10 protein-coding genes are annotated in these 16,738 nt (G+C 42.1%); all 10 read left to right on the plus strand.

Going from position 1 to position 16,738, the window contains the following annotated elements; all coding sequences use genetic code 11:
* Window positions 1-123: 123 nt before the first annotated feature.
* Window positions 124-705 carry a glucosaminidase domain-containing protein gene (locus CIK94_RS14565; RefSeq protein WP_254046155.1) on the plus strand — a complete coding sequence of 194 codons (582 nt, stop codon included), beginning with the start codon at window positions 124-126 and terminating at the stop codon, window positions 703-705.
* 114 nt (window positions 706-819) lie between these two features.
* On the plus strand, window positions 820-1,464 hold the full coding sequence (locus tag CIK94_RS06525) for a M23 family metallopeptidase (protein ID WP_094422047.1): 645 nt from the start codon (window positions 820-822) through the stop codon (window positions 1,462-1,464).
* 486 nt (window positions 1,465-1,950) lie between these two features.
* A complete protein-coding gene (locus CIK94_RS06530; protein WP_158216530.1) occupies window positions 1,951-2,964 on the plus strand; it encodes a YafY family protein in 1,014 nt (337 codons plus the stop codon).
* 137 nt (window positions 2,965-3,101) lie between these two features.
* The gene (locus CIK94_RS06535) at window positions 3,102-6,068 is read left to right on the plus strand and encodes a type I restriction endonuclease subunit R (protein ID WP_094422051.1); all 2,967 of its coding nucleotides are present in this window, start codon (window positions 3,102-3,104) and stop codon (window positions 6,066-6,068) included.
* A 13-nt stretch (window positions 6,069-6,081) separates the two neighbouring features.
* Complete coding sequence (locus tag CIK94_RS06540) at window positions 6,082-7,329, plus strand: restriction endonuclease subunit S (protein ID WP_094422053.1); 1,248 nt, start codon at window positions 6,082-6,084, stop codon at window positions 7,327-7,329.
* An 8-nt stretch (window positions 7,330-7,337) separates the two neighbouring features.
* Window positions 7,338-8,591: an anticodon nuclease gene (locus tag CIK94_RS06545; RefSeq protein ID WP_144008326.1), complete on the plus strand. Its 1,254-nt coding sequence runs from the start codon at window positions 7,338-7,340 to the stop codon at window positions 8,589-8,591.
* Between the two features lie 58 nt (window positions 8,592-8,649).
* A complete protein-coding gene (locus CIK94_RS06550; RefSeq protein WP_094422307.1) occupies window positions 8,650-10,242 on the plus strand; it encodes a type I restriction-modification system subunit M in 1,593 nt (530 codons plus the stop codon).
* 34 nt (window positions 10,243-10,276) lie between these two features.
* Window positions 10,277-13,978, plus strand: coding sequence for a DEAD/DEAH box helicase (locus CIK94_RS06555; RefSeq protein ID WP_094422057.1), 3,702 nt, complete (start codon window positions 10,277-10,279; stop codon window positions 13,976-13,978).
* A 12-nt stretch (window positions 13,979-13,990) separates the two neighbouring features.
* Entirely contained in the window at window positions 13,991-15,151 is a 1,161-nt protein-coding gene (locus tag CIK94_RS06560) for a hypothetical protein (protein ID WP_094422059.1), read from the plus strand.
* Between the two features lie 222 nt (window positions 15,152-15,373).
* Window positions 15,374-16,723 (plus strand): exodeoxyribonuclease VII large subunit, encoded by a 1,350-nt coding sequence (locus CIK94_RS06565; protein WP_094422061.1) that lies wholly within the window; start codon window positions 15,374-15,376, stop codon window positions 16,721-16,723.
* Window positions 16,724-16,738: the final 15 nt, after the last annotated feature.

Genomic DNA, 16,738 nt, shown 5'->3' on the forward strand with positions numbered 1-16,738 from the left:
CTTTGCACCATGGAAACTAAGAAATCGATTTTATCTGTAATGGCCTTGCTTTGTTCGACGTTTTTGTACGGGCAGAGTAACACAGGGTCATTTCACACCATAGGTGAGCATAACCGCACATTTGTGAACAATGCAGAAATTAAGACGCGAGAAGGTGTGCCTGATAGCATCTGCTCTACTGATTCCAATATAGTAGATTCAGTTCAGTTATCAACTACAGCCTATTCCGGATTGTCTATAGAACAGTTGGAGAAGCTGATTAAACTCTATGAGAGTTACAAACAAAACAAGAGGGAAAGAAGCACTTTAATGGAACATAATAACCAGCAGGTACTCAGCTACTATACTGGAGAAAGTCGAGAATTGACTTTAGCCAACTTGATTGATGTCATCGAGGAGGTCGGATTGAGCAACCAACTTTTTGTATTGGCCCAGGCTGTCCTGGAAACCGGGCACTTCACCAGCCCCGTATGCAAGAACTATCACAACCTATTTGGATTATACGATAGCAAGCACAAGGACTACTATCGCTTTGCCAGATGGGAGGACAGCGTGGTTGGCTATCAGAAATTCATCCAATACCGCTATAAAGGAGGAAACTACCTACAATTCCTAAAACGCATCGGGTACGCTGAAGACCCAAGATATACAACCACTGTGGCAAAGATAGCTACCCAGCTTTACAAGAGATTATTCTCCCAATAGTATTATCAATATGTTGAGCAATACAAACCGCACCTTGAATGACAAAAATCTCGATTCATTACACAAGTTTGACGCTCAATATTTTGATATATCACCAAAAATTAGTAACTTTACATGCTAAAAGAGACAATTATCCTAATTGGACTGTGCTGCTTCTCATCGACGGCAAGAATACATGCACAGCAAGAGGCATCTCCATTCCATACGGTTGGAGAAACACAAAAGAAAAAAGTCAGAACGATGGTGGAAGTTCTAACTGATACTACCGTTCAGGACTCGTTAGAAGAAGACATAGACATGCATGCAGACAGTGCTGCTACAGAAGTGCCCCTAATGGTTGCATTGCCCCTGAAGGACATCCATATAAACTCGCCTTTTGGAATGAGGCGTGATCCGATGAACCGCAGGAAAGGCAGGATGCACTATGGATTGGATTTAAGGGCAAAGTATGAAGATGTCTATTCGATGTTGCCTGGCACCGTGACAGATGCAGGTTCATCAACGGCTGGTGGAAACTACATCACCATCGATTACGGCATATGCACATGCTCGTTCCTCCACCTGTCGAAAATTAACGTGGTAAATGGCCAACATGTGAGTGCCGGGCAAAAGATAGCGATTAGTGGGAACACGGGCAAACGTACTACAGGCCCACATCTACACTTGTTATGTAAGTGGAGCGATACGGGGAAATACTTTGACCCACGTATATTGCTGAAGTTCATCACGGAGCAGTTAATGAATCTGAAAATACAATAAACAAGTAAACGCAATAATATGGGAGTAATAATCATTATAGTGGGCATCATGCTTATCATCGCCCACAAAAACAAGGGGAAGAAAAAGAATAATCGGACTACCTGGCATGGGAAGTCCGATTGGGAACGTGAGTGTGATGATGGTGGAAAGTTCTTTGGATGGTGAAAAATAGTAACAAATTATTAGTATCGTGTAGCTCCGATTACAAATAAAATAATTTGCCAAGCAAGTCATTTTGTTACAAAAATGATGTAAAAAACAATGCTGTTTACCTTATTTATTAAAGGAAATGGCTGTTTTTTTGCATATTTTTTTGTAACTTTGCGCGCATGCAATGTGCGCATGACGAACAATCTACGTTACATTCATCGACAAAAGACCCCAACTGCCAATAGGCAAATAGATATACGGACTCCCTCGCAGTGTTGCATAAAGGTTTGGTCGCCTGTCGAGACACTGCTTGGGGGTTCTTGTTTTGTAAGAGCTATGCCAGTTGACAAACAAGTTCTTGAACGCTATAAAGTTCTGAACAGATGCCTTCGCAATAGATACAAAGGATACACCATCGACGACCTCGTGGATGAGTGTAACAAGGCTCTTCGTCGTTTAGATAAACCCGATGTGTCTAAACGCACTATTCAAAATGACATCAATACACTTGAAGCCGACTACCATATTGTCCTTGACGAAACCCTGAAACAGGGTCGCAAGCGTATATATCGCTATGCTGATACAAATTTCACCATTCCTCTATTCCGCATTAACGACGAGGAAAGAAACAAGATAGGAGATGCTATACGCGTTCTGGAAAATTTTGAAGGAGAGCCGTTATACGACTGGGTGCGTTCCTGCCTTATGCAGATTGAAGGTGGATTCTTTGATGAAAATTCGTCTCAGGTGGTTTCTTTTCAGTCTAACGTTGACTTGAAGGGGCTTAGCCACTTCAATGAACTGCTCCAGGCTATCATCACTAGGCGCGTTCTAAAACTGAAATATACACCTTACGGCAAAAGTCAGATTACAGCCACCATCTATCCTTACTTCTTAAAGGAATACAATGACCGCTGGTATCTTATTGCACAGGTGAAAGGACACTCCTACTACGCACACTATGCCCTCGACCGCATAGATGAATTCGAGGAAGTGGCTCTTCCCTATAAAGAAGCACAAAGGGATTTTGAAGACTACTTCGACGAAGTGGTTGGCGTTACAGTGCCTGATGTTGATTCGGAAGACATAGTTCTAAAGGTAAGCAAGCCGCGGTTTGAGTTCATCCGTACCAAACCGCTACATCTCTCCCAGCGTATAAAAGAAGAGCATAAAGACTATGCCATCGTGTCCATCAATGTGAAAGTAAATAAAGAGCTGGACTCTCTCATACTCTCTTTTGGTGACCACATGGAAGTACTTGCTCCAGAAAGTTATAGAAAACATATTGCAGAAAAAATTCTTGCATTAAATCAAAAATATATCAGCGATGAAGAAAACCTGCACAGTTAGACCCTTACTTTGCACCCGGAAACCGATAAGAAGTTTCTCTGCAAAACAGACATCTTTCGAAGGTTTTCCGAAGAGTGAAGAAAACTTGCATAGTTAGAACCTAACTTTGCACCGTCAAACCTAAAAAACAAAGAGACATGATCCAAAGCGAAGCACAGCTTGAACAACAGTTCATCGAGAAATTGCAAGAGTTGAAGTACACCTATCGTAGTGACATCCGCACCTTAGATGCACTCGAAAGAAACTTCCGTGAGAAATTCGAGCGTCTGAATTTCGTCTCTCTCTCCGATGATGAATTCCGTAAACTGCTACAGGAAAACATCACATCGGATGTATTCACTGCTTCCAAGCATCTGCGCGAAAAGCAAACTTTTGTGCGCAACGACGGCACCACCTTCGACTATAGCCTGGTGAATCTTCGCGACTGGTGCAAGAATGAGTATGAGGTTGTAAACCAACTGACCATCAACACCGCTAATAGCCGTCAGCGGTATGATGTCATCATTCTTATAAATGGTCTTCCACTTGTTCAGATAGAACTGAAGCGTCACAGCGTTTCTCCGCTGAAAGCTGTTGAGCAGATTGTTCGCTACAAGCAAGACCGTGGAAACGGATATACAAACACGCTGATGTGCTTCATGCAACTGTTTATTGTCAGCAACGGTGGAAGTGACACAATGTATTTCGCCAATAATAACGACGAACATTTCCACTTTGACACCACAAACAACTATCTGCCGGTGTACCACGCTGCCGACCCTAACAATCATAAGATTGCGCAATTGTTTGATTTCTCCGACATGATGTTGCAGAAATGCGAACTGGGCAAGCTTATCAGCCGCTATATGGTGCTTGTGGAAACGGAGAAGAAAGTGCTGGTCATGCGCCCATATCAGATATATGCCGTTGAAGCCATAGTAAACCGTGTGGCAGAACAAATGGGTAACGGCTATATCTGGCATACCACGGGCAGCGGAAAGACCCTGACAAGTTTCAAGGCTTCCACGCTGCTCAAAGATAACAAGGATGTTGAGAAGTGTGTGTTTGTGGTGGACCGCAAGGACCTCGACAAACAGACCCGCGATGAGTTCAACAAATTCCAAGAGGGATGTGTGGAACAAAATGCGAATACGGCTGCGCTTGTTAGCAGGCTGGAAAGCACTGACTATGCTGATAAGGTGATTGTCACCACCATTCAGAAACTGGGTATCGCACTCGACCCATCGAACAAGAATAAGTTCTACGAGCGCCTGCTACGTCTGAAAGATAAGCATATCGTCTTTATATTTGACGAGTGCCACCGTAGCCAGTTCGGTGAAAACCACAAAGCCATCAAGAGCTTCTTCCCGAAGGCTCAACTCTTCGGCTTTACCGGCACTCCTATTTTTGAGGAGAATAGCCATTATGTTCGGGTGAACGGACAGCAAGCCGAATGCATCACCACGGAAGATGTATTCCAGGAGCCTTTGCACGAATATACCATCACCAACGCAATCAATGACAATAATGTATTGCGCTTTAAGGTAGAGTATTATGGGAACAAGTCGGCAGACGGACAGAAAAAAACCGCAACACCGCTGACCAAGAACCAAATCGTGCAGCATATCCTCGACAACCACGATAAGCTCACCGCACAGCGCCGATTTAATGCTTTGATGGCTACTCCTTCTATTCCGGATGCGATAAGATACTTCCAGATTTTCAAGGAGGAACAGGAAAAGCGTTCTCAGGCAGACCCTGATTATGTTCCACTGAATATCACGGCTGTCTTCACTCCACCGATGAAGAACAGTTCGGATGAGGACCTGCCTCAGGAGGAAGCCGACAACAAAGAAAATCCTGATGGAAACAAAAAGTCATTGGGAGAAATTATCGATGCGTACAACGCTCAGTACGACACTAATTTCTCTCCTGACCTCTTCGATGAGTACTACAGAGACGTGCAGCAGCGTGTCAAAGACCAAAAGTATCCGAATAAGGACTACCCTCACAGCAAGAAGCTTGACATCGTGATTGTTGTGGAGATGATGTTGACGGGCTTTGACAGTAAGTTCCTCAATACGCTCTATGTGGCGAAAGACCTAAAATGGCATGGCCTCATTCAGGCTTTCAGCCGCACGAACCGCATCCTTGACGGAACGAAGCCGTATGGAAACATCATCTGTTATCGCAACCTTGAAAGTGCGATGGAGGATGCTATGGTACTCTTTAGTGGCTTCGACAAGAGCAAAGGAAAGGAGTATTGGCTTGTGGAGCCTGCCGAAAAGGTAGTGGAGAAATATAAGGATAAAATCGCACAGCTACAGACCGTCATGAATGGCATGGGCTTGGAATGTAAACCTGAAGAGGTTATCAATATCCCACAGGGAGAAAACACCGCTCATTTCATTGACGCTTTCAAGGATGTGCAGCGTCTGGCTCTGAAGCTCGACCAATATGTGGACCTGCCGGAAGAGTTGAAAGAGTCCATTGAGAGCGCCATGCCGGAAGATACGCTCCAGCAATTCCGCACAGCATATCTTGACCTTGCTCGTCGTTCACGTCCCGAGGGCGGTGGTTCACGCACCGAAGAAACACCTGAAGGGGATGAGCCGGACTTCGAGTTGTCCCTCTTCAGTTCTGCACTGGTGGACTACGACTACATCATGCGTCTGCTGGCTAAATACACAGATACGCATTTCGAGAAGGTGAAAATCACCAAAGAACAACTGTTGGAGATTCTTTCAAGCAGCGTCGATCTGATGAACGAACGCGAATACCTGAAAGCCTTCATCGAAGAGGAACTGGAGAAAGGAAGCGGATTGAGCGAAGCCGATATTCGCAATCGTTACAAGGCGTTTAAGGATAAGCGCTTTAACCAAAAGATTGCAGAACTGGCGCAGGAATATGGCATAGACACATCCGCACTTGAAAGTTTCGTAAGCGAAACAGCCAAGCTGCGTCGTATCGACGAAGATGCACTGCGCGAACTGTTAAGCCATATCGATAACTGGAAGCTGCGCAAGACTGCTAAGGAAGGTCTGCTGGCAAAGTTGGCTCCGCTGTTTACTTTGCTGTCTGCCGGCAATACTATCGAGGGTCTTAACGCATACGTAAAACAATAAAACCGCAACATATATGAGTAGCGAAAACAAAAGCTGTACACCTAAGCTGAGATTCCCTGGTTTTACTGGGGAATGGGCTTCCAAACCTCTTTCGTTCTTCCTTCACGAGCATAGAACAAAAAGTGATGGAAAATGTGAAGTCCATTCAGTTTCTGTGTCAAAAGGTGTTATCAACCAAGTTGAATATTTAGGTAGATCTTTTGCAGCAGCAGACACCTCCAAATATAACTTGGCGAAACCCAATGATATAATATATACAAAAAGCCCTACTGGTGCTTTCCCCTATGGTATCGTCAAGCAGAATAAGAACCCATACAATGTGATTGTTTCACCATTGTATGCTGTTTACACGCCTATCAATAAATTTGTCGGCTATATACTAGATTCTTTCTTTGAGAGTGCCGCAAACACTAACAGCTATTTGGAATCATTGATTCAAAAGGGTGCTAAAAACACTATCAATATTTCAAATGATACATTTGTTTCAAAAGCTGTTTGCTTGCCTCTCGACCCTGCCGAACAAGAGAAGATTGCCACATTCCTCTCTGAAATAGATGCTTTGATAAGCGCACAAGATCAGAAAGTGGAAAGGCTGAAAGTGCATAAGAAAGGATTAATGCAGCAACTGTTCCCCCAGCCAGGCGAAACCAAACCACGTCTTCGCTTCCCTGAGTTCTCTGGAGAGTGGGAAGAGAAAACACTAGGTTCTATCGCAAAGAAAGTAAATCTGCGGAATAGCAAAATGGAAATTACCAGAGTTCTGACAAACTCGGCTAATTCTGGTATTGTTGACCAAAATGACTATTTTGACAGAAGCATTGCTGTTAAAGAGAATACAGCCAACTACCACATTGTCGATATTAACGAATTCGTTTATAACCCTCGAATTTCGTCAGCTGCACCTGTTGGACCTATATCTATTAACAAAATAGGAAAAGGTATAATGTCCCCACTTTATACTATTTTCCGTTTTCATACTGGATGTGTTGCTTTTTACGAGCAATACTTCCAAACTACGATATGGCATCCATACCTTAAAAGTATAGCTAATTTTGGGGCTCGCTTTGATAGGATGAATATTACATCTGAAGGTTTCTTCAACATGCCATTGTATATTCCTTCTTACGCAGAGCAGCGAATAATTGCTGATTTCCTTTCTAATTTTGACTCTCTCATTTCTGATGAAGAAGCAAGATTGGAATCTCTCAAAGACCATAAAAAAGGTCTAATGCAACAACTCTTCCCAACACCCTCTAAATGATAGGCAGTATGGCATATAACGACAATATCATAAAATCATTGCGCAGGGGCTTTGAAGCCTACGAAGACTTGTTCACGAACTGCGCACTGGTATTTGCTTATAATGGTACCGGCAAAACACGCCTTTCGTATGACTTTGCGCACTATGGCCGAAAAGAGGATAGCACACAGCATACGCTGTACTACAATGCCTATACTGAAGACCTCTTCACATGGGATAATGACCTCGAAAACAACACCGAGCATCATCTTCTCATCAATCAGAATTCTTCGTTGATACAAGGTCTGGCTGGTTACAACTTCACGGACAAGCTGCGCAAGTACCTGCAAGTCTTCACAGATATTGACTTCGATTTCCATTACGGTGAGGAAGCACCTGACCTGCCTGATTATGTTGTTTTCAGCAAGAACGTGAAGAGCAAAATAAAGCTCAACGGCGAATGGCAGGAAATAGATGACGTAGTAGAGAACATCAAAATCTCGCGAGGCGAGGAACGATTATTCGTGTGGTGTTTCTTCCGCTGTATCCTAGATCAGGTTATCGGAGGCAATGATGCGTACAAGGATATAGAATACATCTATATTGACGACCCGATGTCGTCACTGGATGACAATAATGTTATCGCATTTGCCGAACAGCTTTACAGTGTGATACGGCAGCAACTGAAGCAAGAGGTAGACGCACAGCGTGCGGGAAAAGAGAAGTTCCGCCGTATCAAATTTGTGGTTTCATCACACCATGCGCTCTTCTTCCACACCATGCTTCACGGACTGATTGGGGACAGGAGACTTGGTCGTTACTATCTGAGTCGCGATAAGCAAAAAGGAAGATTGGTGCTGAAGAAGATGGACGACAACACGCCGTTCTACTACAATGTGGCTATGATGAGTGAAATAAAGCATGCCATTGAAAGTGACAAGCTTTATACATTCCACTTTACGGTGTTACGAAGCGTGATGGAGAAAATCAAGGAGTTCTTCGGGCACCGCGATTTCGCCGTCATTCTCAAAGGCATAAAATACAAAGGGCAGACATACGACCAGACGGCTTTCACGGAAGACGAACTGACAGAGTTCTATTCTCGTGTGGTGAATGTGCTCACTCACCAAGGGTCGATGTTCTCTCCGTCTTTAATGAACGAGGACAACAAGGAATTGGCGACATCCATCTTCAATCATCTGGTGGAAAAGTATCAGTTCGTTCTGCCTGACTTGACTGACTTCCACAGCGAAGCTTGGATAGCAAATCATCCAAATGAATAAAACAGAATAATAGAAACAAAAAACAACATACAACATGGAGAAAACATCGAAAACAACGATGACAAAGCAGGAGAAGGAACAGCTCGGAAATGCGCTGTGGGAAGTGGCAAATGTATTGCGTGGCGGCATGCCTGCCGACGAATTCCGCAACTATATGTTGCCCATGCTCTTCTATCGCTATATCAGTGCGCAATACGAGTCTGCGGCCCGTATGGAATTAGGAAGCGATCTTCCTGCTGATGAGTCTCTACTTGCCTGGTACAAAGACAACGAAGAGGACGTACCTGACTTTGAAGATATGATGCTTAAAAGCAAGCACTATATCATCAAACCGAAGTATCTGTGGAGTACCATTCACGAAATGGCACGCACACAGGATGCAAATATGCTCACCGAATTGAGCGAAAGCTTCCGCCACATCGAGGAGGAGTCTTTCAAGGGGGCATTCAAAGGGTTGTTCTCTGAGATAAACCTTACCAGCCAAAACCTCGGCAAGGACTACACCAGTAGGAACACCCTGATGTGTCGCATTGTGGTAAAGCTGGAAGAGAAACTTGCTGAATATGACAGCAAGGGGGACATCCTTGGCGATGCCTACGAAATCCTCATTGCTAAATTTGCTGCTGAAAGTGGCAAGAAAGCAGGAGAATTCTACACGCCGCAGCCTGTGAGCACCATCTTATCGCGCATCGTTACTCTCGACTGCCAAGACCCAAAAACAGGGCACAAGCGAGAAATGAGCAGTGTGCTTGACTTCGCTTGTGGTTCAGGGTCATTGTTGCTAAATGTCAGCAACCAAATGCGCCTACATGGTGGTAAGATTGGTAAGATATACGGGCAGGAGAAAACAAACACTACTTTCAACCTGGCCCGTATGAATATGCTGCTTCATGGTCTGCACGACTCGGAGTTTGAAATCTTCCATGGTGATACACTCACCAACGACTGGCCGTTGCTCAAAGATAGCAATCCCGTGAAGCCGGTTACATTCGACGCTGTCGTGGCTAATCCTCCCTTCAGCTTGAAATGGGAGCCTGATGATGATGCCTCCAACGACCCGCGCTTTAACAGCTATGGTGTCGCACCGAAGAGCGCAGCTGACTTTGCCTTCTTATTGCATGGCTTCCATTATCTGAGCGATAACGGTACGATGGCCATCATCTTGCCTCACGGTGTTCTTTTCCGTGGAGGTGCCGAAGCAGCTATCAGGCAGAAGCTCATTCACGATGATAACATTGACTGTATCATCGGCCTGCCCTCTAATCTTTTCTACTCAACTGGCATTCCTGTGTGCATCATAGTTCTGAAGAAATGTCGCAAGAGCGACGATGTGCTCTTCATCAATGCTGCTGAATACTTTGAGAAGAGTAAGAAGCAAAACGAGTTGCTGCCGGAGCACATCGATAAGATTGTGGAGACATATCGCACACGCGCCGAAGAGGATCGTTACAGCCGTCGTGTGAGTCTCAAAGAAATCCGAGACAACGACTATAACCTGAATATCACTCGCTATGTCAGCCTGGCACAGGAGGAACCTCAGATTGACCTGACTGCCAACCACGCTCTGCTGGCCGACATAGACTCAAAGATAAAAGAGTCCACAGAAAAGCTCAATGTTTTCTTAAAGGAGCTAGGACTGGAATCCATTTGAAAACTAAACCTTCACTCTAAAGTCTGTCAATAGAATGGCTGAGAATAATATACAGAAAACACTTACCTCATTCATCAAGAATCAGCTTGATGAAAAAGCGAAGGAAATTGCAAACCTAATCTTCGTATTTGTCGGAGTTGAGCAATATGTTAACATGGACGTTTTCATGAAGCAGCTCGCAGATAAAAATACATTCTTCCAAAACGGCAACAAATCCGTTTTTTCATCATCGTGGTTTGCAGAAGTATTTTCTACGCTGAATATGGCGTTGACGAATCCAGAATTGGATTATACAATCCTGTCATTTGCCCAATTCAGCTATTTAATCAGCTACATTCAGCCAGACTTTTTCAAAGAGCGCTTGGTTATCGTACAAGATGGATTTAGGGCATTACTTCCTCTGCCAAAAGAAAATTTCATCGAGAAAACAGAAGCGGAAAATATAGAAGAGCGTAGTGAAGCAATGCCCATCTATATGGCTGAACAAATGCAGATTGGTAACAATTACTATTACTCTGCAAAAATGCCTATAGAGGTGTTCACTACGCTGAATATATTCTCTAACAAAAAGGCGTTACAACTTTTACCTTACGACAATGAACATGAGGTTATAGATACAGCAACTGACCCTTATGGACTTGACACCTTCATAAATCAATGCTTACATGAAGACAGCTTCAACAAGAATGTTATCGTAAAAGTGTTCAAAAAGCAGCCTATGAACCGACAAGAGAAAGTAAAGCTCGAAAAGGTAAACTGGTTGTTGTCACAATTTGGAGGACAGCTCTTTGAACTTGACGAAAAAGCTGTTGAAGAAGAGTTCATACCATCTGAAGAAACCACCAATCTGTTAAAAAGATACTGGGGCCAGGATGCTTCCTTCCGAGAGCTGCGAGTTTATAAAGACCCGAACTATGGAAAGGAAATTGTCAGCATATCACAAGGGCTTATTGTTGAAACAATTATCAACGAGTATAAAAATGCGAAAGAGAATAAGGAGGTAAAAGACCTTTTCCTTACAGCCCCTACAGGTGCTGGTAAGTCATTGCTTTTCCAGTTGCCTGCTTTCTATGTATCACAAAATCACGATGTGACAATTGTTGTTTCACCGCTCATCGCTCTGATGAAGGATCAAGTGGAACAGATACGGCAAGAACGTGGCTTTGAGAAAGTCTATTTCCTAAATAGTGAATTGAGCTTAATTGATAGAGATAAGGTTATTGAAGATTGTCAGAATGGCGAAATAGATGTGATATACCTTTCGCCAGAGTTACTACTATCATACGACATAACGTATTTCATAGGTAAGGAACGTAAGCTTGGCTTGCTCGTTATCGACGAAGCCCACCTCATAACTACATGGGGTAGAGACTTCCGTGTGGACTATTGGTTCTTGGGTCAGCATATAAACAAAATAAGGAAGAACTACGGCTATCGCTTCCCAATGGTTGCAGTCACCGCCACCGCCATCTATGGTGGTGACAATGATATGGTGTTTGATAGCCGTAGCAGTCTTTATATGCATGACCCACACACTTATATCGGTGAGGTAAAGCGCAACAACATCACTTTCGTTATCGACAACCACGAAAAGTACACTTCTAACTATGATTCAGAAAAGGAAAAGGAAACGGTAAATTTCGTGGAAGCTATTGATGAAGCTGGGGTTAAAACTATTGTATATGCACCGTATCGGAAACATATTGATAATATCGTTCAGCGTTTAGAAGCAGATGGCAAGGACGGTATTGCCGTTGCTTACCATTCAGGCTTGACTGCTGATAGTAAAAACCTTGCATATAATAGTTTCAAAGATAATGAAACCAAGGTTATGATTTCTACGAAAGCGTTTGGTATGGGTGTTGATATACCAGACATTCAATTGGTTTACCATCATGCGCCATCGGGCTTACTACCTGACTATGTTCAGGAAGTTGGCCGCGCTGCTCGTAAACCTGAAATTCAAGGATTTGCTGCACTAAGCTATGCCATTGAGGACCAGAGGTATAGTAAAATCCTTCATGGCATATCTGCATTACGACAATACCAAATAAGGGAGGTTCTTAACAAGATCTACAAAATATTTGAAGCTGGAGGCAGAAAGCGTAATATGCTGGTTTCGGCTGATGACTTTAGCTATATATTTGATGGGACGGTGGACTACGACCAAAAGGTGATGACTTCACTAATGATGATTGAAAAGGACTATTTGGCAAAATTCCGTTTCAACGTTCTTGTTGCACGTCCCAAAAAACTTTTTGTAAAAGTGTATTGTCGTGTTAATAGCTTTGGGCTGAATTTGTTGTTCCAAGACTATAAAGGGTGCTTCAAAAAACTGGAAAACAAATCAAATGACCAACATATTGTGGAACTTGACCTTGATAAAGTTTGGAAGAAAAACTTTAGCGACCGGAGTTTCCCAATGATTAAACGAGAATTTTACGAAGGAACATTGTTCAATGACTCTAATGTGGACTGTAAACCACAGGTAAAGGTCATGTTCAATTTGGAAACGGATTTCAAGTCTGCATATCGTAAAATTGCCATGTTCCTCGATGTAATGCAATCTACGCTGTCGCGTCTCACCGGGCATTACTTCACAGACAAAGAACTTGACGATGCTCTATTGCCCTACATTTCCAAAAAGGAGACTAGGGAGAAGTTGGTGAAATTCATTCTTACCACTTATTCAAGTCGTCCTAAACAAAATCAAGCTGACAAGGACGCTTTCTTGCAGCGCAGGCGTAATGCGAAGCAAGAGCAACAATATCGTGTATTTAATGGGCAATACACAAATAATTTCGCCAAACTAAAAAGAAGAATGTTAAAGCTCTTTGAAGGAGCATCCAAGTCCAATTCTTATGTCTTCACCTCACATGATAGTGAGTATTTGACGAACTACATACGATTGGGTAGCCTTATGGAAATCTTAGGAATTGGTTCATATGAAAGTCGAGGTGGTGACAATCCGATGATCTTCATACGTATCAATGACCCCAGACGAATAAAACAAGACGCAGAGGACGCAAAATATAATAATTCTCTACTTTCAAATATAGAGAAACGCCATAGAAGCAGCTCGGAGATTTTCGACCATTTCTTTCTTCATTCGTTTGACAATGAAGAAAGATGGAACTTTATCGAAGACTTCTTCCTTGGGGACTCTAACGACGAACTATTTGAGAAATATCCGGGTGGAGAGAGAAACCATATTGATATTGTTGCTTATGTGAAGAATCACATGGGAGATACTACTATCGGTGATAACAATAGTAGCTCTAAGTCTAAGGCTGTAAGCACTTTCGTTCCACAAGAGGGTAGGAAATACATGTCTAACGACCTTATCACTCTAGATGGACAGACCAAACATGTTAGTAAATGGCTGATAGAAAATCCTATTGAGCTTGATAAGGCACGTCGGAAATTCAGCTTAATATTCGACCAGGAAATATTTGTAATTCTTATGTCTAAGCTCAGACATTATCATTTTCCATATTACCGCGACATGATGGGATTAAAACTACAAATAGGTTTCCCTGGATATGAACGTCCTGTCGCAGCGAATCTTCCATATCATGATGCACCATTGCAATTTTACAAATGGTGGCGTAAGAACGAAGATAATATTTCAATGACAAAAGTTGAAATTATTAGTTTACTTCTAAAAGTTAATACGATTAACCCGAATGCTCTAGTCAAAAAGCATAAAGAGCTTCTTTCAAAATTAGGCAAATAAAAAAAATGATATATGAAAAAGATTATTCTTGCATTATTGCTATTACTTCCTGCTATCGCTTTGCGCGCACAGGTGTATGACGAATCAAATTCCTTAATGAGAAAGGCATTAGTTCTGTATCAAAAAGACGCTAAAGGCTTCTATCAGAAGTCCGAAAATATCAGTATTCCTGTAGTAAATGGTATTACAGAAAGTTATGCTTATGACAAGAAATCACATGAGTTATACGTTAAAACTAATTTTGGGAACTGCGTAATTACTGTTGCAGATAACTATGCAAAATTCCTGAAGAAAAACAAAAACACACCTCAGATAAAGGGTGAAGAGCTTGCTTCTGCCATTTCGCGAGTTAATATGCAATTGGAAGAACAGTTTAATCTACTCAATACACAGAGACAACAACAAATAGTAGATTCCATTGCTAAAGCAAAAGCTGATTCTATTGAGCGAGTCAAACAAGATTCTATCCGTCTTGCTCGGATTGCATCACAAAAAGAAACATATCGAAAGAACCACAGCTGGAGGTGGGTCCCAATTTCTAGAAATTCTTTATCATGCTCCCTTTGCAGTAAATCCGTGTATTCTGAAGATTCTATCTTCTGTTTAGGCTACAGAAATGATACTTTATATCATGTCACTAGTGAAGAATTCGCTCTAGATGAAACCTATCTGAAGATACATCCAATGCATGTTTCTTCATCACTAAAAACTAACGAGAAATTCCGCTACCACTTTGAAGTTTATGGAGACAGCTTAAGAACTTGTAATGAATCTTTGATGGATGACCCAGATTTTTTCAACTATATGTTTATATCTAAAGCTGCAGATAGAGTAAAAGCCGAAGCGCCTTATGGATATTTCAATAATTGGGGATGGGATAGTGAATACGGGGCTGTTTCTTTCCATTTTGAATATACTAACACAAATAAAGCAACCATCAAGTATATAGACGTATATTGGACTATAACTAATGATGTAAATGATGTAAGAAAGACTGGCCATTTCAAAGGAACCGGTCCGTTAGAAGAATGGAAATCGGCAAGTTGGAACTGGGATTATTCCTCCTATTATGTTGCTGGAGATGCTTCAAATATGCAGATAACAAAAGTCATCTTAACATACTCTAATGGGACACAAAAAACATTATCTAAGTCTATGTTGAGATTTGATTAAAACAAGTTTATTGATGCCATTTCTATCATGGAATTGTTAAACTGGGTTATCGAAACTTGGTTTGATTGCTATAATATCCAAGTGGTTTCAAGTGGGTGATAGTTGACAGGCCCATAATTTGCCATTATGAAAGCAGAGAAGCTACTTGAAAACTTCCTGTTTGAATGAACATCAATATGGGTATGTTGTCAAAATAAAACAAATAAATAATAGCAATAAGTAATGCCAGAAACTACAAATAACCTTCCAGCTGTTACTTACTATACTCCAGTGGAGTTAGTGGGTATATATAGGAATTTCCTTGAAAGAGGAAAGTCCAACGGAGTAGTTTGGCTTCGTGGCATATACATTCAACGGCCAAGTCAAAACAATCAATGGGCTGCATATTACGATGAATTGAGGGATGTTGATACCAACACCTCAATTACATTAAAGATAAATCGCCAAGACCGGCAACGTCTGAAGCCAAATAGTTTAGTGCAAATAGGTGGTTTGATAGAACTTAATCCATTTACTAATGGAACTATACAAATTGTGGTTTCAGTTACACGGTTTGAGATAATAAAAGATGAATTTGTGACAGAGCAGGATATTAAACGCTCTGAGATCCGAATTGCAAAAACAAAAAGAGGGTTTAAGAATGTTGATGCGGTATTAGAGGATAAACTCTTCCGCGACGAACGTCCTAAAGTAGCACTTATCTTTGCTTCCACCTCTATAACTATGGCAGACTTTAATGTCGGTGTAAATGCCGCAGCTGTCAAGATTGATTTCACAGAACTGCGACAATCTTTTGGCAAAGGTGCTTCATTGGCGGCTTTTCTCAAACAGCAAGATGAGATGAAGTTTGATACAATAGCGCTCATACGTGGTGGTGGCAATGGCATTGAGGCTCTTGACGACATTGCTGTTTTACAAACTGTGTCCGAAATGGAAACGCCTATCATTTGTGCTATCGGACATGTGGGCGAAGAACTTTTCTTGAAGTCTATTGCAGACAAAGTTGCCCCTACTCCCAACGGACTCGGACAGTATTTCTCTGAAATGGTCGAGCGTGTAGCTGCAAAACGCAACAATTCTCGCGCTGCTCTCGTACAAGAAGTAAAAAAACAATTTCAGAAACAATTGGAGGACTCTAACAAGAAGAACAAGGAATTGCTAGATCAAATAGAGAAAATGACTAAACAGCAACAAGAACAAACAAAGGCCAACAAAGAGAATATTGACAAGCTCAACGAACAAAATAAAAAGAACCTTGAAGCCCAACAGAAAAAGAACGATGAGGCATTAGCCAAGTTCCAAGCACAGAGTAAACAGCAGATGGAGCAGTCCCAAAAACAAAATGCAGCTCTCCAAAAACAGCTTGCTGATCTTTCTAAATCGCAAAAAGAGTCATTAGATAAATTGACTGAGCAAAACAAACAAACCAACACCCTACTTGAAAGGGAACGGCAACATAGCAGAGAGTTGGAACGGCAGTTGGCATCAAAGCCGAACTACACGACCACATTCATAATCATTGCAATTATCGCCACAGTAGTTGGATTTATACTAGCTCAGATAATGAAGTGATTAGACAATCTTAAT

It is taken from the genome of Prevotella sp. P4-51 (assembly GCF_002251455.1).
Lineage (GTDB): Bacteria > Bacteroidota > Bacteroidia > Bacteroidales > Bacteroidaceae > Prevotella.